We start from the raw sequence: 26259 nt of genomic DNA on the forward strand, positions 1-26259 counted from the left end.
GCATTAAAATGATCAAAACCTTAAAAATTGCAACTCGTCAAAGTCCATTGGCTTTATGGCAAGCGGAGCATATTCGTGAGCGACTTGAGACCCTACATGCTGGCCTAAAAGTTGAGTTGGTGACGTTTGTGACCCAAGGTGATAAAATTTTAGACACTCCTTTAGCCAAGATTGGTGGAAAAGGTTTATTTGTTAAAGAGCTTGAGGCTGCATTACTTGATGGTCGTGCAGATCTGGCTGTCCATTCCATGAAAGATGTGCCGATGGCGCTCCCAGAAGGATTAAGTCTTGCCGTGATTTGCGAGCGAGAAGATCCTTTAGATGCTTTTGTTTCGAATACTTATAGCAAGTTTGAAGATTTGCCCCTTGGTGCCAAAGTGGGAACCTCAAGTTTGCGTCGTAAATGTCAAATTTTAAAAGCCCGTCCAGATCTTGAGATTATAGATTTACGTGGAAATGTAGGCACACGACTATCTAAGCTTGATGATGGGCTTTACGATGCCATCATTCTGGCAAGTGCAGGCTTAAAACGTTTAGGTTTAGCAGAGCGTATTCGACACACGCTGGATGCACAGACGAGTTTACCCGCAGTTGGCCAAGGTGCATTAGGTCTTGAGTGTCGAGGTGACGATGCACGCGTATTAGAGTTGATTCGACCTTTATTACATGCAGAAACTGATGCGTGTGTTCGTGCAGAACGGGCATTTAATGCTTATTTGGAAGGCGGGTGTCAGGTACCGATTGCGGGATATGCGACTTTAAATGATCAACAGATTCAATTAGAGGGGCGCGTAGGCAGTGTGGATGGTCAAACATTATTGGTTGCTAAAGTAGAAGGTCCAGTTGAACAAGCTGAAACGTTGGGTGTTTCACTAGCAAAAGCTTTGATTGACCAAGGTGCTGCTGATTTATTAAAAGCACTGTATAAATAAAAAAATGAAATGAAGTTTATCAATACTCGACCTGCAGATCGTGCTAAGCCTCTCAATGAGGCACTGGTACGTGCAGGATATGAGCCTATCGAGTTATCTGTACTAGAGTTGGCTGCTGTTAATTGGAGTGATGAACTTGATCAGCTCTTTCAGCAATTAATTTCAGCACAAGTGATTGTGGTCGTCAGTCCAACAGCCGTTGAAGTTGGCATGCAGTTTCTCGAAAAATCGGGACTTAGATTGACCGATTTAAATCATATCAAATGGATTGCAGTTGGCCGGAAAACAGCTGAAGCTCTAAGTCGATATGGTGTTAAAAGTTTAGTTCCAGATGTTGAAACATCTGAAGGAATGTTAAGTCTTCCGGTTTTAACACAAAATGCTGATCTCAAACGTATTGCGTTTTGGCGGGGAGAAGGTGGCCGTCAGTTCATGATGCAGCAGTGTCGTACTGCTAAAATTGGAGTACTTAATTTTGTTTTATACTCCCGCTACTGCCCAAGTGATGCTCAAGATAAATTTAAACATCTACTTGAAGCATTCAATGCAAATCCACAACCTTATGCTGTATTGATTAGTAGTGAAGCCAGTTGGAAAAATTGGCTGAGTTTATGCAAAAATTATCCTGTATTTATGCAACACGGTCATTACTTGGTTTTAGCGGATCGGTTATATCAGATCGTGTGTATGTATCAACAGACCTCAAATACTAAATTTCAAATCACTCAAATTGCGGACTTAATGCCAGATACGATTTTGTCGCAGCTTGAAAGTGAACATAGGCACTCATGAAGAAAATTTTATATCTATTCATTTTAGGCTTAATCATTTGGTTGATTAAACTCAGCTATGATCATTTTTCATTACAAGAAAAAGTTGAGTTGCTACAACAAACTCAACATAAATCAGAGCAATTAGTGGCAAGTTTGAATGATCAGTTGGTAGCAATTCAGCGCTCAAATCAGCAGGTTTCGTCTCAATCCAATCCACCTCAGCAAAACAATAATCAACAAGAAATTCAATCTGAAATCAATCCAATCAAACTCTTAAGTCAAAAATTAGAGCTAATTCAATTTGTCTTAGATCAACATGAGTTTGTATATGCACTTGAGCAACTCAATCAACTGGATCAATTGGTTGAGCGCTTGGCTTTGGCAGATACATTGCAGGTTTCAATGCATCGAGCTGTTGAGCATGATCAAAAAATGATTCAACAATATGTTGTGGCAAAAAATATTCAAATTGCTCAGTTAGGTGACTTGCTTGAAAATATTGATGCAAATTTGAAAAATGAACAACAAGTACAGCAACTCACGAGTGATAACTCTTCGCAATCCTCATGGTTTGAGCGTGTATTCAAAGTTGAACGCGTTGATGAACAGATGCCGGTATTACTTAATCGAAGATTAGTTTTAAAAGAAGTTCAATTGAGAGTGTTATTTGCTCAAAGAGCACTACAACAAGGACAATACATTGATTATCAAAATGCACTGACCTCAATTATCGATGAACTGGATCAACTGCCTGATGCTGCGGCAATCAAAATAAAAAATAAAGCGAAACATCTCAAACAAGCACAACTTTTACCTGTCCCTAAATTGAACAGTAAAGCAATTTTAGAGGGCTAATCATGAAACATATTTTTATAGTTTATGCATTAGTTGGTTTAATGATATTAGCCGTGTTAAGTGTGCTGAGTTATCAAGAAGGGCCAGGTTATATGTACATGCTTTGGCACGGTATTCAGATTCAAACGAACCTCTGGTTTGTTTCATTTTTTCTTCTATTCGTTGCTTTGTCTCTTCATCTTTTATGGTTTTGGGTTGGAAAGATGAGATCACGAGAGCAGCGTAAAATTCAACAGGTGACAGACTTTTCAAGGCTTCATACGTATGAAAAATTAGGAGTTTTGTGGGTTTTGGAGGCCAACACAAAACAGCGAGAATATTTACAACCTGTGTTTGAGAACTCAGGATTACTCAAAGAGGTTATTCAATCTCGTATATGGTTGAAGCAAGATCGTATTGATGATGCGTTGAGTGTTTTACAACAAAGTCCTGCAGATGCTTTTGAATTGGCTGAACTCCAGCGTATTGAAATTTATTTAGCTCAAGAGCTTCCAGATCAGGCTTTAACCCATTTAGAGTTTTTACATGGTCATATGCTGTCACCTTGGTTAAAAGATCTTGAAGATGCTTATCAGCATAAGTTGAATCATCTATGGGGTAGATTTGCGATTCAATATCCATGGCATTATTTAAAAGCCACGCAATATGGTCATTTAGATTTGGAACATAAAAAGAAATGGCTTTTAAAGCTACTCAATGATTTTGACAACGTTTCAAATACAGATTTAGAGCTTATTCAAATTCGGTATGCTCAAATGAGTGATCAAATTATGTCGTCTTCATATGGTATTAAATCGTTATGGTTAAAACTTATTTCTCGCATTCCTGAGATGGCTTTTGATGAAACTCAACTTTCTTTGTCTTTATTAGAAGAACGGTTCGATCAGGATATTTTTTATTTATGGTTTCAACAACAATTGTTAAAACAAAATCCTGATTATGAAATGCTTGAAAACCAGATTGATCATTTTGAAATGAAATATCCTGGATTACCGATTTTGAGTTTTTCTAAATGGCATATTTATACTGCGACTCATCGTGAACAGGATGCTGAGGCATTATTGCAATTATATCCTGATCACCCTTTAATGAACTATTTAAGAATTAAATCTGTATTAAAAGGCGATGCTGTATTAACTCAGCAATTGAACAGTGTCTTTGAGACCCATAATAAATTTATTCAATTTAAGTTATGAGAATGATGAATGAAACAAATGAATGAGTACAAAGTCATCACCCATCAAAAAGTCGCTTGGGGTGATATGGATGCTTTTGGACATGTCAATAATGTGATTTATTATCGCTATATTGAAACTGCTCGAATAGAGTATTTGAATCAATTAGAAATCTTAGCGTTAGATATTAATACTGTTGTGGCTTCAAATAGTTGTAAATATCTTAAACCAGTGTTTTATCCTGATTATTTACGCATTGGAACTAAAGTGGTTGAATTGCGTAACTCTGCCTTCAGGATGGAATATACAGTTTGGAGTGAGCAACAGAATGAAATTGTGGCAATTGCTGAGGCCGTTATAGTTTGTGTGGATAAAAATACAATGCAAAAGGTTTTGATTCCAGAGCATATTAGAGAAAAAATAATAGAAATAGACTCGGTTAATTAATGTGTTAAATTATTTGTTTTATTTATGTATATTAAATAACATGATGGATTGATTAAAATAATTTATAACAATAAGATGGCGCTTTATAAATCTAATAATGATATTGAATTTTTTGGAGTAAATGTTATGCCTGATATTAGTAATTTATCTGTTGAAGAGTTAAGAAAGTTAACTGCTGAAGCCCAAGCTTTGATCGAGTCTAAGAAAGATCAGGAAATTGAAGATGCTTATCATCAGATTACTCAAATTGCTGAATCAGTGGGTATGTCTTTAGAGCAATTCATTGAATATGGTGCACAAAAGCGTAAGAAAAGCACGCGTAAATCTGTAGAGCCTCGTTATCGTAATAAAAATAATACTGCGGAGACTTGGACAGGGCGTGGAAAGAAGCCACGTTGGTTGGTTGCAGAGCTTGAAAAAGGTGCCAAATTAGAAGATTTCCTTATCTAATTTCACTGATTTGTCATGTAATGACACTAATATTAAAAAAACCAAGCAAATCTGCTTGGTTTTTTTATAAGTGAATTGGAGAAGTGTAAAATTTATGCATAATACCAAGATAGAAAATTTTCAAACATTTTGCGGTTAATTAGACTTAGATGTTGGTATACATGGAATGATAAAAAAATCAAAAAAAATGGTGTGGTTAAGCGTCGCTATCTTCGCTTTTTTATTATTTGTTTTTTTACAAGTTCCAGCATCGTGGCTCATTGCTAAATTTTATAAAAATAATCAAATTTTAAAAAATGTCAGTGGCAATATCTGGCAAGGTCAAGCAGATTGGCAAAAAGGAAATCTTGCAGGTTCTGTCATCTGGCAAACACGTCCTCTCGATCTGATTTTATTAAGAGCTGGTGCCAACTTAGAAATACATAGTGGTCAGACGCAACTCAACGGTGTGGTGGGTTATGGGCTTGGAAAAAAAATAATTATCAAAAATATGAATGGAAATATTGCCCCTGAAACACTCAAAACATTTGTGGATTGGCAATGGCCTCAGAATAGTATTCAGTTGAAGGATGTAGCATTTCAATTCAAACAAAACGATGGTTTTGCAAAAACCGCCGGAGAGATGCAATGGGGTGGTGGTACGCTAACTTATACCTTTGCCCAGAAACAAGAACGAATGAATATGCCATCTTTAAAAGGGCAGTTTTCAGACGAAGCTGGAAAACTGCTCATTGATGTACAAGATCAGCGCGGGCAAAAAATGGCCAACCTTAGTTTAGATCCTGAATTAATGTTGGATGCACAGGTGACCCAAAGATTATTAATGAATGTGCCTTCATATGATGGTAAAGCTGGTTTGGATACCTTTGTTGTCAGTACGAGACAGCCACTGCTGAGTGGAGGCTTCTAATGAAGGGATTCCAAGATAAGTTTTCACAAATTTCATTTAAAGATTTAGATCGAATTGCTCCGCTTACTTTATTTATTCTGATTTTAATCTTAATGTGGAAGCTCGCTTCATTATTTTGGTTGGTGGTTGCACCACCGCAAGTCATGCAAGTTGAGCGAGTCGCATTAGGTTCGCAGCAACCTCCTGTTCCGAATATATCGAGTTTCTCTTTGTTTCAAGAAACAGGTGCGCAAGTGAGTGGTGCTGATGCTAATTTAGCGCTTACGTTGCAAGGGGTTGTGGTTTCGACGCCAAGTAGTCAATCTTCAGCCGTGATTAAAGTGCGAGAGGTTGCTGATCGTTATACCATTGGACAAACTTTGGAAGGAAGTTCTTATCAGCTTTCAGAAGTATATTGGGATCATGTGGTATTGAAACAGCCGAGTGGTGCGACGACTGAGTTGAGATTTACTGGAATAGAGAATCTTAATCAGCCACTGATACCTGATGCACAGCAAAATTCTGCTAACGTAACACCGAATTCTGGTCAAACGACCACTCAAAATGCCATTGGTCAGGCAATCAATCAAATTCAAGAAAATCGTGAACAATACTTAAGTAATATGGGTGTCAACACTGACAGTGGTCAAGGTTATGAAGTCACGGATCGAACGCCTGCATTTTTGAGAAGCAAACTGGGATTAAGACCTGGTGATCGCGTTTTATCCTTGAATGGGCAGTCAGTCGGTCAAGGACAAAGCGATGCACAACTGCTAGAACAGGCTAAACGAGAAGGTAAAGTTCGCATTGAAGTAAAACGAGGTGATCAAGTGATGACCTTCCAACAAGAATTTTAAAATGTGTAAATTTGCATAAAGTATTAGGAAATATAACAAGTTATGGATTTTTTAAATCGAAATCGGTCACTTTGGGCGATGGTCGCAGTAGCACCAGTATTGGCTGTCGCAAGTACCGCTGCGCAAGCGCAAACTTGGAAAATTAACCTGCGTGATGCAGATTTAACTGCATTTATTAATGAAGTGGCAGATATCACGGGAAAAAACTTCGCAGTTGATCCGCGGGTTCGGGGTAATGTGACGGTCATTTCAAATAAGGCTTTAAACAAAGCTGAAGTCTATGATTTGTTCTTGGGTGTGTTAAACGTTAATGGCGTTGTTGCTGTACCTGCGGGTAACACTATCCGCTTAGTCCCTGACAATAATGTAAAAAATTCAGGTGTGCCTTTTGATGCCTCTCGGAACGCACGAGGTGATCAAGTGGTCACTCGTGTCATTTGGCTGGAAAATACTAACCCCAATGATCTAATACCCGCGTTAAGACCACTCATGCCGCAATTTGCGCATTTGGCGGCGGTACAAGGTACAAATGCGCTTATAGTCTCAGATCGTGCGAATAATATTGCACAGCTTGAAACGATTATTCGTAATTTAGATGGAACGGGACAAAACGATATTGAGGCTATTAGCTTGCAGTCTAGCCAAGCTGAAGAGCTGATAGTTTTGTTGGATTCAATGTCTTCTACGGGTGGTGCCAAAGACATTTCAGGTTCTCGAGTACGTATTATCGCAGATGCACGTACTAATAGGATTTTGATCAAGGGTGATCCAAGTACTCGTAAACGCATTCGTCAAATGATCGAAATGCTTGATGTGCCTTCAGCTGATCGCTTAGGCGGTCTAAAAGTATTTAAGCTTAAGTATGCAAGCGCAAAAAATTTGGCTGAAATTTTACAAGGTTTAGTATCTGGTCAGGCGGTGAATAGTACCAGTAATTCAAATAGTTCAAGCTCCAATTCAAGTGCTAGTAACTCATTAATTAATAATAGCTCGAGTAATACGTCTTCAAATGGGAGTGTGAATACCCCAGCGATTAATTTGAATAGTGGTTCAAATCAAAATCAACAAGATATTACAAGTTTTAATAGTAATGGCGTGAGTATTATTGCTGATGGTGCACAAAATGCATTAGTGGTAAAAGCAGATCCTCAACTCATGCGTGAAATTGAATCTGCTATTCATCAACTTGACGTGCGTCGTCAACAAATTCTCATTGAGGCTGCTATTGTTGAAGTTGAAGGAAATGACGTAGATCAATTGGGTGTTCAGTGGGCACTAGGTGACATCAGTAGCGGTATTGGTGTAATCAATTTTGATAAAGCGGGTGTAGGGCTGAGTCAATTGGCTTCTGGATTCCTTGGTAATGTAGCTACGGGTGCTGGTTTGATTGGAGCTGGTGCTTCATTGGCCTTAGGTGAATATAAAGAAGGTGCGAATGGATCGCGTAAACTGTATGGCGCACTGATTCAGGCATTAAAGACCAATACTAAGTCGAACTTATTGTCTACACCATCGATTGTCACCATGGATAACGAGGAAGCTTATATCGTTGTGGGTGAGAATGTCCCATTCCAGACAGGATCTGTGACAACAACAGGTGGAACAGCAAACCCTTATACTTCAATTGAGCGTAAAGATGTTGGTGTTACATTAAAGGTCATTCCGCAAATTGGTGAAGGTGGAACAGTTCGTCTTGCTGTAGAACAAGAAGTATCCTCAGTGAAGCCAGATAGTGGTGAGGCGAAAGACTTGGTGACCACTAAGCGTGCCATAAAAACCTCGATTTTGGCTGAAAATGGTCAAACAATTGTACTGGGTGGTCTGATTTCAGATGATACTAAGTTAACGCGTCAAGGCGTCCCAGGTTTAAGCTCGATTCCTGGTTTGGGTAGACTGTTTAGAGCAGATGCAAAGAATAATGTGAAACGAAACCTACTCGTTTTTATTCATCCAACAATCGTAGGAGATACGGCTGATATTCGTAGATTGTCACAGCAACGCTATGACCGTTTATACAGTTTGCAGTTAGCGCTAGATGGTGATGGAACATTTAAGAAGCTACCGGATAATGTTGATGATATCTTCCAACAGCGGTTGCCTGTATCAAGTACTCCTCAACCCGTTAAGCCTATCGTAGTGCCATCAAGGCCTCAAGCAGTAGAGCCACAGGTACAGCGTTATACTGCTCCGACAGCACAGTCTAAGCCAGTAGGGCGTGTGATTGAACGTCCAAATGTCATCGTGACTCAGGATCCTGTGGTGAAATCAACGCGAGTGCTGCCAAAGCCTGTGATTTACAATCAAGTTGCCACAACAAATACAAACAATGCCCAAGTCGTGGTGGAAACCCCTGTCGCGATTGAGCCAAAACACGATGTGCAAAGAACACAAAATACGGTCACAACCACGACATTGAGACCATCTCGATAACATGCGTTCAATGTGAATCTCGAAAACAGCCATGTTAAAATGTCAAAACTTGAATAATGGATCGAAACTATGACTTGGAAATTACAAACAATTACTGGCGAATTTACGGGTAAAGAAGTTGATATCGATCGAGACATGTTGGTGGGTCGTCATCAAGATGCAGATATTTTGATTCAGTCTGCAGATGTATCACGTCGTCATGCTGCTTTGTTTCTAAAAGAGCAGGTGCTCACTGTTCAAGACTTAGGTTCGTCAAATGGCACGTTTATTAACGATACAAAAGTTGCTGAAGGCGAAACTATTGTTAAAGATGGCGATATTCTGCAATTTGCTAGCCATAAATTTTCAGTTTTAGCACCTGCGCAATCTGCACAAACATTACAAGATGTTCAGCAGCCTAGCGAAGCAATCGCAACAGCTGAAATTTCTTCAAAGGTTGCAGTAGAGAAGACAGCAGCAGCTGAAATGCTTGAGCAGGGTATGCCTGATCTGAAAGAGCGAGATAGCTCAGTTCAGCTTACTCGAGATGGTATGCCTCAAAATGTAGGAATTCCTAAACCAGCCCCAATTCCTGAAGGAGTTGATGTTAATACAACTGTCAATAAGCATGAAGCGTGTGAGGTAAATATTCCTGCAGCTTGTACGGAAAAAGAGTTGGAAACTCAAAAAAATGCCAATATTGGCTTAATGGCATTATTGGTGTTAGTGATTGTGGCACTAGTTGCCTGGTTTATTTTCAACTAAGTTGCATGTGATTTTTTAAGGCATGCTTTCGCATGCCTTTTTTGTTAGGTTTAAAATAATGAATATTGCGAATTTGGAACAGCGTGACTTAATTCTTTTTGATCTGGATGGAACTTTGGTTGATTCGGCATTTGATCTATATCGTGCCATGAATATGAGTTTGAATGTATTAGAACTGCCTTTGGTCACAGAATCTCAAGTTCGAAATTGGATTGGCAAAGGGACTTCATTGTTCTGTCAGAGTGTTTTAATGCATCTGACTGGGCGTGTAGAGCCTTCTGAGCATCAACAATTATTGGATACTTTTTTAGAAATTTATAATGCCGAACCGTGCGTGGATACGCGTCCATTTCACGGCATTATCGAATTTTTAGAGTGGGGTCGAGCTCATCAAAAAAAAATGGTGTGTGTCACGAATAAGCCGGAATTACCCGCTAGAAAAATATTGGCTGAATTAAAGATGGATCACTATTTTGTGGATACGGTGGGTGGAGATCGTTTTGAGGTGAGAAAACCAGATCCTAAACCTTTGTTGCATTGTGTTGAGGCCTTTGGAATTGATCTGGACAATACCTTGATGATTGGTGACTCATCGAATGATGTAGAGGCAGCGCGCCGTGCGGGTATTGATTGTATTGTCGTAAGCTATGGTTATAATCATGGCGAAGATATTCAGCTATGTAAGCCGCAACAAGTAGTTGATGATTTAACTGTGTTGATTTCTAAGTAAGTTGTAATAAATAAAGAAGGGTAGAGGAATGAATAGTTTTAATGTTTTTCGATGGCGTCTCTCAGCGCAGACTTTATAGAACATTCAATATGCATCGAAAACTACAGAGAATTCCTCATGACAACATCAACTCAATTTCAACAGCTTCAATCGCAAGGTTTTAATCTAATTCCAGTTTATCGCCAACGCTTAGCTGATACTGACACTCCATTGTCAGTATTTGCACGTTTAAAACAACATCAACAAGCCTATTTATTTGAGTCTGTAGAAGGTGGTGAAAACTGGGCGCGTTACTCGATTATTGGTCTGGGCGAGTCAACGGTATTCTCTTGCAATGAAGGACAGTTAACAATTCAGAAAGCTGATGGTCAAGTCGAATCGTTTGAGTGTCAAGATCCTTTCCAGTATATCCGTGACTTTCAATCGCAGTTCAAAGTGCCATCAAAAGCAGAACTCCCAGATTTGCCCAACTTTACAGGGGGCTTGGTGGGCTATTTGGGTTATGACGCGGTACGCTATATTGAACCGCGCTTAAATAACGTTCCTGATGCTGATCCTGTTGGATTGCCAGATTTATGGCTCATGTTGTCTAAAACAGTTGTAGTTTTTGATAATTTAAAAGACACGCTATTTATTATCGTACATGCGGATACACAGGATGCGGATGCTTTTGATAAAGCACAAAGCCAGCTGGATGAAATTGAATCATTACTTGCCACACCGGTGAGCTTGCAGGCAAAGCCTCACACGGCCCCTCATTTTGAATCATTAACAGGTAAAGAAAAATTCTTAGAATCGATTGAAACTGTTAAAGAGTACATTCGTGCGGGTGATGTGATGCAGGTGGTTCCTGGTCATCGCATGGTATCGGACTTTGATGGTGATCCTTTACAAGTATATCGTGCATTACGTCATCTTAATCCTTCACCATATCTGTTTTTAGTACAAGGAAAGACGCTTAGTGATGAAAAGCCATTTTATATTGTGGGCTCATCACCTGAAATTTTATCGCGTTTAGAAAATGGAGTGGCGACTGTGCGCCCATTAGCGGGCACACGACCACGAGGTAAAACCAAAGAAGAAGATTTAGCGCTGGAAAAAGATTTACTTTCCGATGAGAAAGAAATCGCAGAGCACTTAATGTTGATTGATTTGGGTCGCAATGATATTGGGCGTGTATCAAAAATTGGTAAAGTGCAAGTCACTGATCAAATGGTGATCGAACGTTATTCACATGTCATGCATATTGTTTCTAATGTGCAAGGGGAAGTTGCGGAAGGCGTAGATGCTTTGGATGTTTTTAAAGCAACATTCCCTGCAGGAACACTTTCTGGGGCACCAAAAATTCGTGCTATGGAAATTATTGACGAGGTTGAGCCAGTAAAACGTGGAATTTTTGGCGGTGCTGTTGGTTATTTAGGCTGGCATGGTGAAATGGACATGTCTATCGCAATTAGAACCTGTGTTATTCGCGAAAATAAGGTTTATGTACAGGCTGGTGCGGGTCTTGTTGCAGACTCAAATCCTGATTCTGAGTGGAATGAAACCCAAATAAAAGCTCGCGCAGTGATCAAAGCGGTTGAATTATCATCAAACGGATTGATTTTGTGAGTTTTTAGGGTTTTTTTTGAAAAAAACACTTGCACGGATTTCAAGTTTTGCTAAACTGCACACCGTTCCGATACGAAACGTACGAAACACTAAGAAACGCCGGCATAGCTCAGTTGGTAGAGCAACTGACTTGTAATCAGTAGGTCCACAGTTCGAATCCGTGTGCCGGCACCATCTTAGAGAGTTTAAGTAGTCGAGTAAAGAACAACACTGAAGTAAGTGTAAATGGTGAGATTCCCGAGCGGTCAAAGGGAGCAGACTGTAACTCTGCCGCGTAAGCTTCGAAGGTTCGAATCCTTCTCTCACCACCAATTTTAAAACTTCGATCTAGTGTCTTACCAATATGCGGGAGTAGCTCAGTTGGTAGAGCGGCAGCCTTCCAAGCTGCATGTCGCGAGTTCGACCCTCGTCTCCCGCTCCATCGAAGTATTAAATGCTCTTATAGCTCAGTGGTAGAGCACTCCCTTGGTAAGGGAGAGGTCTCGAGTTCAAATCTCGATAAGAGCTCCAGATATACAGTTTAGTAGAAATTTCTACAAAGTTTTAAAGAAAGCAGGCTTATTAGTCTGCTTTTCAAGTATTTAAAGTGTCATTTTTTTTGGCGACAGGTCGATACTGAACAATCTTAGAATTGTGTTCGACGTAAACGAGGAAGATCTCATGGCTAAGGCTAAGTTTGAACGTAATAAGCCACACGTTAACGTGGGCACAATCGGTCACGTTGACCATGGTAAAACAACTTTAACTGCTGCTATCGCAACTGTATGTGCGAAGAAATTCGGTGGTGAAGCTAAAGACTACGCTGCAATCGACTCTGCACCAGAAGAAAAAGCACGTGGTATTACAATTAATACATCACACGTAGAATACGATTCTCCAACTCGTCACTACGCTCACGTAGACTGCCCGGGTCACGCCGATTATGTTAAAAACATGATTACTGGTGCTGCTCAAATGGACGGCGCGATCCTTGTATGTGCTGCGACTGATGGTCCAATGCCACAAACTCGTGAACACATCCTTCTTTCTCGCCAAGTAGGTGTTCCATACATCGTTGTATTCTTAAACAAATGTGACCTTGTAGACGACGAAGAGCTTCTTGAGCTAGTTGAAATGGAAGTTCGTGAACTTCTTTCTACTTATGACTTCCCAGGTGATGACACTCCAGTTATCCGTGGTTCTGCTCTTGCTGCACTTAACGGTGAAGCTGGTCAGTTCGGTGAAGATGCAGTTGTTGCTCTTGTTGAAGCGCTTGACTCTTACATCCCAGAGCCAGTACGTGCTGTAGATCAGGCATTCTTGATGCCAATCGAAGACGTATTCTCTATTTCTGGTCGTGGTACAGTAGTAACTGGCCGTGTAGAAACTGGTATCGTGAAAGTAGGCGAAGAAGTTGAAATCGTAGGTATCAAAGACACAGTTAAAACTACAGTAACTGGCGTTGAAATGTTCCGTAAACTTCTAGACGAAGGTCGTGCGGGCGAGAACTGTGGTATCTTATTACGTGGTACTAAGCGTGAAGACGTACAACGTGGTCAAGTACTTTCTAAACCAGGTTCAATCAAGCCACACACTAAATTCGATGCAGAAGTATACGTACTTTCTAAAGAAGAAGGTGGTCGTCACACTCCATTCCTTAACGGTTACCGTCCACAGTTCTACTTCCGTACAACTGACGTAACTGGAGCGATTCAATTAAAAGAAGGCGTTGAAATGGTTATGCCTGGTGACAACGTAGAAATGTCAGTAGAATTAATCCACCCAATCGCAATGGACCCAGGTCTACGTTTTGCGATCCGTGAAGGTGGTCGTACAGTTGGTGCTGGTGTTGTTGCTAAAGTAACTGCATAATAGAAGTACAAACGAAAACCGAGAGTTTCGATTCTCGGTTTTGTTATAGGTCAGTAGTTCAATTGGTAGAGCGTCGGTCTCCAAAACCGAATGTTGGGGGTTCGAGTCCCTCCTGGCCTGCCAAATTATTTTTGATAAAAAGCTTGATGCTGGCTAAACTGGTCATATAATAAGTCGCGAATTCAACGACGAGTACAAAAATGTCGAATGATAAATCGCGTGACGCATTAAGCGACGCGCCAATTCCTCAAAGAAACAATTCCGCTGAAGTCGTTAAATCTGGTTCACCAGTTGACGTGATTTTATGGATTATTGCATTGGCATTACTTGCTGGTGCACTTATGGTAAATCAACATCTTCCAGCATATTGGGTTCCCGCAAACAATATTTGGGTGCGTGTTGGGGTAATTTTGGCTTGTATCGTTGTGGCTTTAGGTTTATTATACGCCACCCATCAAGGCAAAGGCTTTGTTCGTTTGTTGAAAGACTCGCGCATTGAACTGCGTCGAGTGATTTGGCCAACAAAGCAAGAAACAGTAACTGCATCATGGCAAGTGTTACTTGTTGTTGTAATCACCGCTATTGGTTTATGGTGTTTTGATTACATTATTAGTTGGTTGATGAAGTTTATTATCGGGTAAAAGAGCTATGAAACGTTGGTACATTATTCATGCCTATTCGGGTTATGAAAAACAAGTGATGCGTTCGCTTAATGATCGAATCCAGCGTAGCGCTGTTGCCGATAGCTTTGGTGAAGTCCTTGTTCCTACCGAAGAAGTGGTGGAAATGAAGGATGGTAAGAAACGTAAGTCAGAGCGTAAATTCTTTCCAGGCTATGTGTTAGTTGAAATGGAAATGAATGACGATACTTGGCACATTGTTAAAGAATGTCCAAAAGTACTCGGATTTATTGGTGGTACGGCAGAAAAGCCTGCTCCAATTACGCAAAAAGAAGCTGACGCGATTCTTGCACGTGTACGCAATACTGGCGAAGCACCTCGTCCTAAGACAATGTTCGAGCCAGGTGAAGAATTATTGGTTACTGATGGTCCATTCACAGACTTTAAAGGTGTGGTGGAAGAAGTTCAGTACGAAAAGTCACGCTTAACGTTGACGATTAATGTATTCAATCGACCAACTCAAGTTGAATTGGAATTTCGCCAAGTCGAAAAAACAATTTAATCTGAATTGGTTGAAAACGCCCGATTTTATTAATCGGGCATTGTTGTTGTAACGGTATCGTTACTTGTAAATATTGGGGAGCCTTAATCGGCGTTTGTACCCAGAGGTAATTGAAATGGCTAAGAAGATTGACGGCTATATCAAGCTGCAAGTTCCAGCTGGTAAAGCGAATCCATCTCCACCAATCGGTCCTGCACTAGGTCAACGTGGTGTAAACATCATGGCATTCTGTAAAGAATTCAATGCTGCTACACAAAAACTTGAAGCTGGTCTTCCGATTCCTGTAGTGATCACTGTGTACAACGACAAGTCGTTCACATTTATCATGAAAACTCCACCTGCTGCTATTCTGCTTAAGAAAGCTGCTGGTATCCAAAAGGGTTCAGCTGTACCTAACAAAACTAAAGTTGGTAAGTTGACTCGTGCTCAATTAGAAGAGATCGCGACTACTAAAGAACCAGATTTAACTGGTGCTGACTTAGACGCGCGTGTACGTACCATTGCTGGTTCTGCACGTTCTATGGGCTTGGAAGTGGAGCTTTAAGACATGGCTAAATTAACTAAACGTCAAAAAGCGATTGCAGCTGCTGTAGAAGCGAACAAAGTTTATACTTTGGAAGAAGCTGTAGCAGTACTTTCTAGCCTTCCAGCTGCTAAATTCAAAGAATCTTTGGATGTAGCTGTAAATCTAGGTGTTGATCCTCGTAAATCTGACCAAGTTGTTCGTGGCGCGACTACACTTCCTGCAGGTACTGGTAAAACTGTACGTGTAGCTGTGTTTGCTCAAGGCGCTGCTGCTGAAGCTGCTAAAGCTGAAGGCGCGGACGTAGTTGGTTTTGATGATCTTGCTGAAAGCATTCAAGCGGGTAACCTTGACTTTGACGTAGTGATTGCTGCTCCAGATGCAATGCGCGTTGTAGGTAAGTTAGGTACAATCCTTGGTCCACGTGGCTTAATGCCAAACCCTAAAGTGGGTACTGTAACTCCTGACGTAGCAACTGCAGTTAAAAATGCAAAAGCTGGTCAAGCACGTTACCGTGTAGACAAAGCGGGTATCATCCATGCTGCGATCGGTCAAGTAGGTTTCACTGCTGAAGCTGTTCGTCAAAACGTTGAAGCTCTTGTAGCTGACCTTAAGAAAGCAAAACCTGCAACTTCTAAAGGTGTTTATATCAAAAAGATCACTTTAAGCTCAACTATGGGTCCTGGTCTTACTATTGATGTAACTAACGTTTCTAACTAAGTTTAACTTAGACAGAATTTTAAAGCCCTGAGTAAGATTTGAAGCACTGCTTCAAATCTTACGCAAGATACCGGTTTTGGATTTCTTGCGAACTTAGGCAAACTTTGAATTGGTAAATGAGAATTTATCAGCGTCAAAGACCTCAGGCGAGGGGAGTTTTATGCTTCGCTCTTAATATTCCAGCCTGCGTAGACGCGGTGGTGTGATTTAGTTCATCCTCCGCGTGTTGACTCAGTGATGAGTTAACGAACTGGGAGTGTACTTCGCGTGAGTACATAAATCACCGTTAGGAGGTTTTACAATGGCTCTTCTTATCGAAGACAAAAAACAGATCGTAGCTGAAGTTAACGCTGTTGCTTCTACTGCTTTCACTGCTGTTGTTGCTGACTACCAAGGTTTAACTGTTGAGCAATTAACTGCTCTTCGTGTTGAAGCTCGTAAACTAGGTGTTACTACACGTATCGTGCGTAATACTTTAGCTAAACGTGCTCTTCAAGATACTCAGTTCGATATCTTGAACGACAACCTTGTTGGCCCAACAATTTTAGCTTTCTCGACTTCTGAAGACGACATGGGCGCAGCTGCTCGTTTGTTTGAAGAATTTGCTAAAACTAATAAAGCATTTGAACTTAAAGCTGCTGCATTCGATGGCAAGGTTTATCAAGGTGCTGAAGTTAGCGTAATCGCGAACCTTCCGAACCAAGAAAAAGCGCTTACTATGCTTGCAAATGTTCTTCAAGCTCCTATTTCGAAATTGGGTCGCCTTATTACTGCGCTCAAAGAGAAAAACGAGTCAGAAGCTGCTTAAGCTTAATAAATCAATTTCCACACCATTCAATATCCATTTGGAGTTATTCTCATGGCTTTAACTAACGAAGAAATCTTAAACGCAGTTGCTGAAAAAACTGTTCTTGAACTTGTTGAACTTATCTCAGCTTTTGAAGAGAAATTCAATGTATCTGCTGCTGCTGTAGCTGTAGCTGCTGCTCCAGGTGCTGGCGCTGCTGCTGCTGAAGAACAAACTGAATTCAATGTAGAGTTGACTTCTTTCGGTGCTAACAAAGTTGCTGTAATTAAAGCAGTTCGTGAAGCTACTGGTCTTGGTCTTAAAGAAGCTAAAGATTTAGTTGAAGGCGCTCCAGCTCTTCTTAAAGAAGGTGTTTCTAAAGAAGAAGCTGAAGAACTTAAGAAGAAACTTGAAGAAGCTGGTGCTCAAGTTACTGTTAAGTAATTTCGCCATGGGGTCATTATTAATTTGACCCCAAAAATTGGCTGATGGCTCTTGGGTCATCAGCCTTTTTGCGTTACAATTATCGGCTCGATTTTTGTTAACTTGATGTAAAAATCATCAATACTAACTATAATTGAATAAAATCAAACGCTTACCAATATTTTTCCATGTTTAAAAATATTGTTAAGCGTTTTAATACCACTGAACATTGCAGCATTTGAACAAAGTGGTGGTCATATCGACCTGCGTAATTCCTTCTAGACCCGTTCTGCAGGCGGGTTTAGTTTACTTTCCGAGGACTCCAGATGGCATACTCATATACCGAAAAGAAACGGATCCGTAAGAATTTTGGTAAATTGCCCCAAGTGATGGATGCTCCGTACCTGCTCGCGATTCAAGTCGACTCGTACAGAACGTTCCTTCAAGATGGCAAAACACCAAAAAACCGCGAAGATATCGGTCTCCAAGCCGCATTTCGTTCAGTTTTTCCAATTGAAAGTTATTCTGGGAATGCTGCTTTAGAATTCGTTGAGTATAGCCTTGGTAAACCAGAGTTTGACGTTCGCGAATGTATTCTTCGTGGCTCAACTTATGCGGCACCAATGCGCGTAAAAATTCGTTTGATCATTAAAGATCGCGAAACGAAATCAATTAAAGACGTACGTGAACAAGAAGTGTACATGGGTGAAATGCCACTTATGACACAGAATGGTACGTTCGTGATCAATGGTACTGAGCGTGTAATCGTATCTCAATTACATCGTTCACCTGGTGTGTTCTTTGATCATGACAAGGGTAAGACGCATTCAAGTGGTAAGGTGCTTTATTCAGCACGTATCATTCCTTACCGTGGTTCATGGTTAGACTTTGAGTTTGATGCTAAAGATTTAGTATACGTTCGTATTGACCGTCGTCGTAAGTTACTTGCGACTGTGATTCTTCGTGCCTTGAACTATACAAACGAACAAATTCTAGACATGTTCTATGAAAAGGTTCCTGTATATCTAGACATGGGCAGCTATCAAATTGACTTGGTTCCAGAGCGTCTGCGTGGCGAAATGGCACAATTTGATATCACAGACAATGACGGTAAGACAATTGTTGAGCAAGGTAAACGTATTAATGCGCGTCATGTTCGTCAAATGGAAGCTGCAGGCTTAACTAAACTTCCAGTACCTGATGAATATTTATATGAGCGTATTACTGCTGAAGATATTACATTACACAATGGTGATGTGATTGCTGCAAACACGGTTCTTAGCCATGAAGTGATGGTTAAAATCGCTGAAGGCGGCGTTAAGCAATTTAACCTACTTTATACCAATGACATCGATCGCGGTTCATTCGTAGCTGATTCATTACGTGCTGATACGACTTCTGGTCGTGAAGAAGCGCTTGTAGAAATTTATAAGGTAATGCGTCCAGGTGAGCCACCAACGAAAGAAGCTGCAGAAAACTTATTCAATAACTTGTTCTTCTCTTCTGAACGTTATGACTTATCACCAGTTGGTCGTATGAAGTTCAACCGTCGTTTGGGTCGTCCTTACGAAGTGGGTACAGATCAGAAGTCACGTGAAGTTGAAGGTATTCTTTCAAACGATGACATCATTGACGTATTAAAAACACTGGTTGAAATCCGTAACGGTAAAGGTGAAGTCGATGATATCGACCACCTAGGTAACCGTCGCGTACGTTCTGTTGGCGAAATGACAGAAAACCAATTCCGTGTTGGTCTAGTTCGTGTTGAACGTGCTGTGAAAGAGCGTTTATCACAAGCAGAGACAGATAATTTGTCTCCACAAGACTTGATCAACGCAAAACCAGTAGCGGCTGCAATCAAAGAATTCTTTGGTTCAAGCCAGTTATCTCAGTTCATGGATCAAAACAACCCATTGTCTGAAATTACACACAAACGTCGTGTATCAGCATTAGGTCCAGGTGGTTTAACACGTGAACGTGCGGGCTTTGAAGTACGTGACGTACATCAGACTCACTACGGTCGTGTTTGTCCAATTGAAACGCCTGAAGGTCCAAACATTGGTTTGATCAACTCATTATCTGTATATGCGAAAGCGAATAGCTTTGGTTTCTTAGAAACTCCATATCGTAAAGTTGTTGATGGTCGTGTAACGGATGAAGTTGAATATTTATCTGCAATTGAAGAAGTAGGTACTGTGATTGCACAGGCCGATTCTCAATTGGATAAAGATGGCAACTTAACAGAAGAATTCGTATCTGTTCGTCACCAAGGTGACTTCGTACGTATGCCGCCAGAAAAAGTAACGCACATGGACGTATCTGCTCAGCAGGTTGTTTCTGTGGCTGCGTCACTGATTCCATTCCTTGAACACGATGATGCGAACCGTGCATTGATGGGTTCAAACATGCAACGTCAGGCTGTTCCTACGCTGATTGCTGACAAGCCTCTTGTTGGTACAGGTATGGAAGCGAACGTGGCGCATGATTCAGGCGTGTGTGTGATCGCGAAACGTGGCGGGCGTATTGAATACGTAGATGCATCTCGTGTCGTTATTCGTGTGAATGAAGATGAAATGGTTGCGGGTGAAGCAGGTGTAGATATCTACAACTTGATTAAATACACACGTTCAAACCAAAACACATGTATTAACCAAAAAGTGCTTGTGAACCTAGGCGACAAAGTTGGTCGTGGTGATGTACTTGCTGATGGTCCATCAACTGATGGCGGTGAATTGGCACTTGGTCAAAACATGCGTGTCGCGTTCATGACTTGGAACGGTTATAACTACGAAGACTCGATCTTATTATCTGAGCGTGTTCTTCAAGAAGATCGTTTGACGTCTATTCACATTCAAGAACTCTCTTGTGTCGCGCGTGATACTAAACTTGGTTCAGAAGAAATTACTGCTGATATCCCGAACGTAGGTGAGGCTGCACTTTCTAAGCTTGATGAATCAGGTATTGTCTATATCGGTGCTGAAGTAACTGCTGGCGACATCTTAGTTGGTAAAGTAACACCTAAGGGCGAAACGCAGTTGACTCCTGAAGAAAAATTGCTTCGTGCAATCTTTGGTGAAAAAGCAGCTGATGTGAAAGACTCTTCACTTCGTGTTCCATCTGGTACGAAGGGTACAGTTATCGACGTTCAAGTGTTTACTCGTGATGGTATCGAGAAAGACGAACGTGCTCAAGCGATTGAAAAAGCTCAACTTGATGCATACCGTAAAGATTTGAAAGAAGAATACAAAATCTTCGAAGAAGCTGCACGTGAGCGCGTTGTACGTTTGTTGAATGGTCAAGAGTCTAATGGCGGCGGTACAACAAAACGTGGTGATAAGTTAACTGATGAAGTTCTTTCAAATCTAGAACTTGTTGATCTACTTGATATCCAACCAGTAGATGAAGGCATCGCGGAGCGTTTAACTCAAATTCAAGTATTCTTGAAAGAGAAGAGTCTTGAAATCGATGAGAAATTCGCTGAGAAAAAACGCAAGCTTTCTACAGGTGATGAGTTAACAACTGGCGTATTGAAAGTTGTTAAAGTTTACCTAGCAGTAAAACGTCGTATTCAGCCTGGTGATAAGATGGCGGGTCGTCATGGTAACAAAGGTGTTGTATCAAACATCTTGCCAGTTGAAGACATGCCACATGATGCGAATGGTGTTCCAGTAGATATCGTATTGAACCCACTAGGTGTACCTTCACGTATGAACGTGGGTCAGATTCTTGAAACTCACTTGGGTATGGCTGCGAAAGGTCTTGGTGACAAGATCGATCAAATGTTGAAAGAACAACGTACTGTACTTGAACTTCGTGAATTCTTAGACAAGATTTACAACAAAGTTGGTGGCGAGCAAGAAGATCTTGATAGCTTAACTGATGATGAAATCTTGGCACTTTCAGGCAATCTCCGTAAAGGTGTTCCACTTGCAACACCAGTATTTGACGGTGCCGAAGAAGGTCAAATCAAAGAGTTATTAGAACTATCTGGTCTTTCACGTACTGGTCAGACAGTACTGTATGATGGCCGTACTGGTGAACGTTTTGACCGTCCTGTAACTGTAGGTTACATGTACATGTTGAAATTGAACCACTTGGTTGATGACAAGATGCATGCGCGTTCTACAGGTTCTTACTCGCTTGTAACGCAACAGCCGCTTGGTGGTAAAGCACAATTCGGTGGTCAGCGTTTCGGTGAGATGGAGGTCTGGGCACTCGAAGCATATGGCGCAGCTTATACGCTTCAAGAAATGCTGACTGTGAAGTCGGATGACGTTGAGGGTCGTACCCGTATCTATAAGAACATTGTAGATGGTAACCATTATATGGACCCAGGTATGCCTGAATCGTTCAACGTATTGACCAAAGAGATCCGTTCTTTAGGTATCAACATTGAACTGAAAAATGGTGACTAAATCCCCCTCAATCCCCCTTTGATAAGGGGGAGACTAACCCCCTCTTTAAAAAAGAGGGGTTAGGGGAGATTACCAATTCAGTTAAAAAACAATATTTGTGACCCAGTTGTGAAGTGAAAATCTCCACAACACACGGAGAAAAAAATTGAAAGACTTGCTCGATATCATGCGCAAAAAGACGGATTCAGACGGTCATGCTCCTGTAGAGTTTGATCGCATCCGTATTGGTCTTGCGTCACCAGAAATGATTAAGTCATGGTCTCATGGTGAAGTTAAAAAGCCAGAGACAATTAACTATCGTACGTTCAAACCTGAACGTGATGGTTTATTCTGTGCCAAAATTTTTGGTCCAGTAAAAGATTACGAATGCTTGTGTGGTAAATACAAGCGTATGAAATACAAAGGCGTCATTTGTGAAAAATGTGGCGTTGAAGTAACAACTGCGAAAGTACGTCGTGAACGTATGGGTCACATTGAGCTTGCTTCACCAGTTGCACACATTTGGTTCTTAAAATCACTGCCTAGCCGTATCGGTCTTCTTTTAGACATGACGCTACGTGATATCGAACGTGTATTGTATTTCGAATCTTACGTTGTAACAGATCCTGGTATGACTCCTTTCGAAAAATACCAACTTCTGAATGACGAAGAATACTTCACAGCATTAGAAGAGCACGGTGATGAATTCACTGCGAAAATGGGTGCTGAAGCAGTTCAAGATTTGTTGAAAGACATTGATCTTGAAGCTGAGATTTCTCGTTTACGTGAAGAAATTCCGAATACAACTTCTGAAACGAAGCTTAAGAAAGCATCTAAGCGTTTGAAGTTAATGGAAGCGTTCAAAGAGTCGAATAACAAACCAGAATGGATGGTGTTGACTGTACTTCCAGTACTTCCACCAGATCTTCGTCCGCTTGTACCACTTGAAGGTGGTCGTTTCGCGACATCTGATTTGAACGATCTTTATCGTCGTGTGATTAACCGTAACAACCGTTTAAAGCGTCTTCTTGATCTAGCTGCTCCAGACATCATCGTACGTAACGAAAAACGTATGTTACAAGAGTCTGTAGATGCATTGTTAGACAACGGTCGTCGTGGTCGTGCGATTACGGGTTCGAACAAACGTCCTCTTAAATCTTTGGCAGACATGATCAAAGGTAAACAAGGTCGTTTCCGTCAAAACTTACTTGGTAAGCGTGTTGACTATTCTGGTCGTTCAGTAATTACTGTAGGTCCTACTTTACGTCTTCACCAATGTGGTCTTCCGAAGAAAATGGCACTTGAGTTATTCAAGCCGTTTATTTTCGCGAAATTACAAGCGTCTGGCCAAGCAACTACCATTAAAGCTGCGAAGAAAATGGTTGAGCGTGAGACTCCAGAAGTTTGGGATGTTCTTGCATCTGTGATTCGTCAACATCCAGTGATGTTGAACCGTGCGCCAACACTTCACCGTTTAGGTCTTCAAGCATTTGAGCCTGTACTGATTGAAGGTAAAGCGATCCGTCTACACCCACTCGTATGTGCTGCGTTCAACGCCGACTTCGATGGTGACCAAATGGCGGTACACGTTCCATTAACACTTGAAGCTCAATTAGAAGCTCGTGCGTTAATGATGTCAACGAACAACATCTTGTCTCCAGCAAACGGTGAACCAATCATCGTTCCATCGCAAGATGTTGTCTTAGGCTTGTATTACATCACGCGTGATGCAATCAATGCCAAAGGTGAAGGCATGGTGTTCGCGGATACTCATGAAGTAAACCGTGCGCTTGCAACAGGTCAAGTTGATTTACATGCTCGCGTTAAAGCTCGTGTACATCAAACTGTGATCAATGAAAATGGTGAGCGTGAGCAACAAACTATTATCGTTGATACAACGCCAGGCCGTTGTTTACTTTGGGAAGTTGTGCCAGAAGGTTTAAGCTTCGAGCAAATCAACGTTGAGATGACCAAAAAGAACATCTCTAAATTGATCAACTCTTGCTACCGTAAGCTTGGTTTGAAAGATACTGTTATTTTTGCTGACCAATTGATGTACCTCGGTTTCCGTCAAGCAACACGTTCAGGCGTGTCTGTTGGTATGGAAGACATGGTGATTCCACCTGCGAAGTATTCAATCATCGAGAAAGCTGAAGTTGAAGTTCGTGAAATTGAGCAACAGTTCGAACAAGGTTTCGTAACTGCCGGTGAACGTTATAACAAAGTTGTCGATATTTGGGCACGTACAAACGACCAAGTAGCGAAAGCGATGATGGATAACTTGTCTTACACGACTGTTAAGAACAAACAGGGCGAAGATGAGAAACAAAAATCATTCAATTCCATCTACATGATGTCTGACTCTGGTGCCCGTGGTAGTGCAGCACAGATTCGTCAGCTTGCAGGTATGCGTGGTTTGATGGCAAAACCGGATGGCTCGATTATTGAGACACCAATTAAAGCGAACTTCCGTGAAGGTTTGACAGTACTTCAGTACTTCATTTCAACACACGGTGCGCGTAAAGGTTTGGCCGATACAGCATTGAAGACAGCGAACTCAGGTTACTTGACACGTCGTCTTGTAGACGTAGCGCAAGACTTAGTGATTACTGAGCCAGATTGCGGTACTTTTGACGGTCTTGTAATGACGCCATTCATTCAAGGTGGTGATGTCATCGAGAACTTAGGTACTCGTGTACTCGGTCGTGTATTAGCTGAAGATGCGAAGCGACCAGGTTCTGATGAAGTGGTACTACCACGTAATACACTCATCGATGAGAAACTTGCAAACTACCTAGAAGAGCAAGGTGTCGATGAAGTTAAAGTGCGTTCAGTTGTAAACTGTGCATCTACTTTTGGTGTATGTGCGAAATGTTATGGTCGTGACCTTGCACGTGGTCACTTGGTGAATCCAGGTGAATCAGTGGGTGTAATGGCTGCTCAATCCATTGGTGAGCCAGGTACACAGTTAACGATGCGTACATTCCACGTGGGTGGTGCTGCGAGCCGAACTTCTGCTGCGAACAGTGTTCAAGTACGTAATGCAGGCTTTGTCCGTTTCCATAATGTGAAGACAGTTCAACACGCTAAAGGTCACTTGGTGTCTGTCTCTCGTTCTGGTGAGATTGGTATCACTGATGACATCGGTCGTGAGCGTGAGCGTTATAAACTTCCTTACGGTGCCTCAATCTTGATTAAAGATGGTGGTGCGGTAGAAGCTGGCGGTATTGTAGCGACTTGGGATCCGCATACGCATCCATTGGTAACAGAAGTTGCTGGTAAAGCACGTTTCAGCCAAATTGCTGATGGCGTGACTGCAACATCGAAAACTGATGATGCAACAGGTATGACGACAGTTGAAATTTTACCTGTAACGTCTCGTCCAGCTTCTGGTAAAGACTTACGTCCAGCGATTGTGTTAGATACAGTTGATGGTGGTGAACAGTTCTATTTCTTACCACAAAATACAATTGTGACTGTCCGTGATGGCGAAACAATTGGTGTGGGTGATGTAATTGGTCGTGTACCTCAAGAAACTTCACGTACTCGTGATATTACCGGTGGTCTTCCACGTGTAGCTGACTTGTTTGAAGCACGTAAGCCGAAAGAACATGCGATCCTTGCAGAAGTTTCAGGTGTTGTAAGCTTTGGTAAAGAAACTAAAGGTAAGAATCGTTTGGTGATCACACCGGATGATGGCTCAGAGATTTACGAAGAGTTAATTCCTAAGTGGCGTACGATTAACGTGTTTGAAGGTGAGCATGTTAACCGTGGTGAAACGATTTCTGATGGTCCGCAAAATCCACATGACATCTTACGTTTGAAAGGTGAAGTGGCATTAACTAACTACATCGTGAACGAAGTTCAAGACGTATATCGTCTCCAAGGTGTAAAAATCAACGATAAGCACATTGAAGTCATCGTACGTCAAATGTTGCGTAAAGTTGAGATCATCGATGGTGGTGATACAAGCTTCATCAAAGGCGAGCAAGTGGATTACATCCGTGTTGTCCAAGAAAACCAAGCAGTACTTGCTCAGAACAAGTTCCCTGCGAAGTTTGAACGTCAATTGATGGGTATCACGAAAGCTTCACTTTCTACTGACTCGTTCATTTCTGCTGCATCGTTCCAGGAAACAACACGTGTGTTAACTGAAGCTGCTGTAACAGGTAAAGAAGATGATTTACGCGGTCTAAAAGAAAACGTGGTTGTTGGTCGCTTGATCCCAGCGGGTACAGGTTTGGCTTACCACTTAGAGCGTCGTCGTCAAGAAGCAGAAGCTGCTGAACACGAATTGGTTAATGACTTCTCTGAAGTTGACCAAGCGTTCTCACAAGCGTTAAATGAAGATCAGTTTTAATCTAAACTGAATTAAGAAGGCACCTACGGGTGCCTTTTTTTATTGAGTTTGATAATGTGAATTTGAGGCTAAATATCTATTTTGAAAAAAACTCTTTACAAATAGCATCATTTTCGCGTTGTCTTG

The 26259-nt window shown here is 41.2% G+C and carries 21 protein-coding genes and 5 tRNA genes; all 26 read left to right on the forward strand.

The genetic code is table 11. From position 1 onward, the window contains the following. Nucleotides 1–11 precede the first annotated feature (11 nt). The 26 genes from hemC to rpoC all read left to right on the forward strand — a co-directional run bounded on the left by hemC (nt 12) and on the right by rpoC (nt 26133). Nucleotides 12–932, forward strand: coding sequence for a hydroxymethylbilane synthase (hemC, locus tag AC1M85_RS01285; RefSeq protein ID WP_481608697.1), 921 nt, complete (start codon nt 12–14; stop codon nt 930–932). Between the two features lie 9 nt (nt 933–941). Next, nucleotides 942–1724 carry a uroporphyrinogen-III synthase gene (locus AC1M85_RS01290; protein ID WP_488213398.1) on the forward strand — a complete coding sequence of 261 codons (783 nt, stop codon included), beginning with the start codon at nt 942–944 and terminating at the stop codon, nt 1722–1724. After that, nucleotides 1721–2560: a hypothetical protein gene (locus tag AC1M85_RS01295; RefSeq protein ID WP_488213399.1), complete on the forward strand. Its 840-nt coding sequence runs from the start codon at nt 1721–1723 to the stop codon at nt 2558–2560. The genes AC1M85_RS01290 and AC1M85_RS01295 overlap by 4 nt, the downstream gene beginning before the upstream one ends. A 2-nt stretch (nt 2561–2562) precedes the next feature. Beyond that, the gene (locus tag AC1M85_RS01300; protein ID WP_488213400.1) at nt 2563–3756 is read left to right on the forward strand and encodes a heme biosynthesis protein HemY; all 1194 of its coding nucleotides are present in this window, start codon (nt 2563–2565) and stop codon (nt 3754–3756) included. A gap of 9 nt (nt 3757–3765) precedes the next feature. After that, nucleotides 3766–4182 (forward strand): acyl-CoA thioesterase, encoded by a 417-nt coding sequence (locus tag AC1M85_RS01305; RefSeq protein ID WP_035267539.1) that lies wholly within the window; start codon nt 3766–3768, stop codon nt 4180–4182. Nucleotides 4183–4308: 126 nt separating this feature from the next. Next, nucleotides 4309–4632, forward strand: a complete 324-nt coding sequence (locus tag AC1M85_RS01310) for an H-NS histone family protein (protein ID WP_035267603.1) — start codon at nt 4309–4311, stop codon at nt 4630–4632. A gap of 166 nt (nt 4633–4798) precedes the next feature. Beyond that, entirely contained in the window at nt 4799–5542 is a 744-nt protein-coding gene (gspN, locus tag AC1M85_RS01315; protein WP_488213401.1) for a type II secretion system protein N, read from the forward strand. Further along, nucleotides 5542–6378 (forward strand): type II secretion system protein N, encoded by an 837-nt coding sequence (locus AC1M85_RS01320; RefSeq protein ID WP_481595780.1) that lies wholly within the window; start codon nt 5542–5544, stop codon nt 6376–6378. Before gspN ends, AC1M85_RS01320 begins: the two co-directional genes overlap by 1 nt. A gap of 42 nt (nt 6379–6420) precedes the next feature. Beyond that, nucleotides 6421–8808 (forward strand): type II secretion system secretin GspD, encoded by a 2388-nt coding sequence (gene gspD / locus AC1M85_RS01325; RefSeq protein WP_488213402.1) that lies wholly within the window; start codon nt 6421–6423, stop codon nt 8806–8808. 69 nt (nt 8809–8877) lie between these two features. Beyond that, nucleotides 8878–9552: an FHA domain-containing protein gene (locus AC1M85_RS01330; protein ID WP_488213403.1), complete on the forward strand. Its 675-nt coding sequence runs from the start codon at nt 8878–8880 to the stop codon at nt 9550–9552. A gap of 58 nt (nt 9553–9610) precedes the next feature. After that, nucleotides 9611–10282, forward strand: coding sequence for a phosphoglycolate phosphatase (locus tag AC1M85_RS01335; protein ID WP_488213404.1), 672 nt, complete (start codon nt 9611–9613; stop codon nt 10280–10282). A gap of 117 nt (nt 10283–10399) precedes the next feature. Next, nucleotides 10400–11893 carry an anthranilate synthase component I gene (gene trpE / locus AC1M85_RS01340; protein WP_035270448.1) on the forward strand — a complete coding sequence of 498 codons (1494 nt, stop codon included), beginning with the start codon at nt 10400–10402 and terminating at the stop codon, nt 11891–11893. A 98-nt stretch (nt 11894–11991) separates the two neighbouring features. Further along, nucleotides 11992–12067, forward strand: a tRNA-Thr gene (locus AC1M85_RS01345). A 53-nt stretch (nt 12068–12120) separates the two neighbouring features. Continuing rightward, nucleotides 12121–12204 (forward strand) — tRNA-Tyr (locus AC1M85_RS01350). Between the two features lie 34 nt (nt 12205–12238). Continuing rightward, a tRNA-Gly gene (locus AC1M85_RS01355) sits at nt 12239–12314 on the forward strand. Nucleotides 12315–12328: 14 nt separating this feature from the next. Beyond that, nucleotides 12329–12403, forward strand: a tRNA-Thr gene (locus tag AC1M85_RS01360). Nucleotides 12404–12553: 150 nt separating this feature from the next. Further along, nucleotides 12554–13744 (forward strand): elongation factor Tu, encoded by a 1191-nt coding sequence (gene tuf / locus AC1M85_RS01365; RefSeq protein WP_481590120.1) that lies wholly within the window; start codon nt 12554–12556, stop codon nt 13742–13744. 47 nt (nt 13745–13791) lie between these two features. Beyond that, nucleotides 13792–13867: transfer RNA gene (locus AC1M85_RS01370), tRNA-Trp, on the forward strand. A gap of 77 nt (nt 13868–13944) precedes the next feature. Further along, complete coding sequence (gene secE, locus AC1M85_RS01375; RefSeq protein WP_035265936.1) at nt 13945–14385, forward strand: preprotein translocase subunit SecE; 441 nt, start codon at nt 13945–13947, stop codon at nt 14383–14385. Between the two features lie 7 nt (nt 14386–14392). Next, nucleotides 14393–14926, forward strand: a complete 534-nt coding sequence (nusG, locus tag AC1M85_RS01380; protein WP_035265938.1) for a transcription termination/antitermination protein NusG — start codon at nt 14393–14395, stop codon at nt 14924–14926. A 115-nt stretch (nt 14927–15041) separates the two neighbouring features. Further along, nucleotides 15042–15470: a 50S ribosomal protein L11 gene (gene rplK / locus AC1M85_RS01385; protein ID WP_004813566.1), complete on the forward strand. Its 429-nt coding sequence runs from the start codon at nt 15042–15044 to the stop codon at nt 15468–15470. A gap of 3 nt (nt 15471–15473) precedes the next feature. After that, on the forward strand, nt 15474–16169 hold the full coding sequence (gene rplA / locus AC1M85_RS01390) for a 50S ribosomal protein L1 (protein ID WP_035265940.1): 696 nt from the start codon (nt 15474–15476) through the stop codon (nt 16167–16169). Between the two features lie 301 nt (nt 16170–16470). Beyond that, complete coding sequence (gene rplJ, locus AC1M85_RS01395; protein WP_035265941.1) at nt 16471–16977, forward strand: 50S ribosomal protein L10; 507 nt, start codon at nt 16471–16473, stop codon at nt 16975–16977. Between the two features lie 51 nt (nt 16978–17028). Next, nucleotides 17029–17400: a 50S ribosomal protein L7/L12 gene (gene rplL, locus AC1M85_RS01400; RefSeq protein ID WP_035265942.1), complete on the forward strand. Its 372-nt coding sequence runs from the start codon at nt 17029–17031 to the stop codon at nt 17398–17400. Nucleotides 17401–17705: 305 nt separating this feature from the next. Beyond that, nucleotides 17706–21794: a DNA-directed RNA polymerase subunit beta gene (gene rpoB / locus AC1M85_RS01405; protein WP_092766627.1), complete on the forward strand. Its 4089-nt coding sequence runs from the start codon at nt 17706–17708 to the stop codon at nt 21792–21794. Nucleotides 21795–21939: 145 nt separating this feature from the next. Then, on the forward strand, nt 21940–26133 hold the full coding sequence (gene rpoC / locus AC1M85_RS01410; protein WP_035265945.1) for a DNA-directed RNA polymerase subunit beta': 4194 nt from the start codon (nt 21940–21942) through the stop codon (nt 26131–26133). Nucleotides 26134–26259: the final 126 nt, after the last annotated feature.

Source organism: Acinetobacter sp. 24-47-64, from assembly GCF_057737055.1.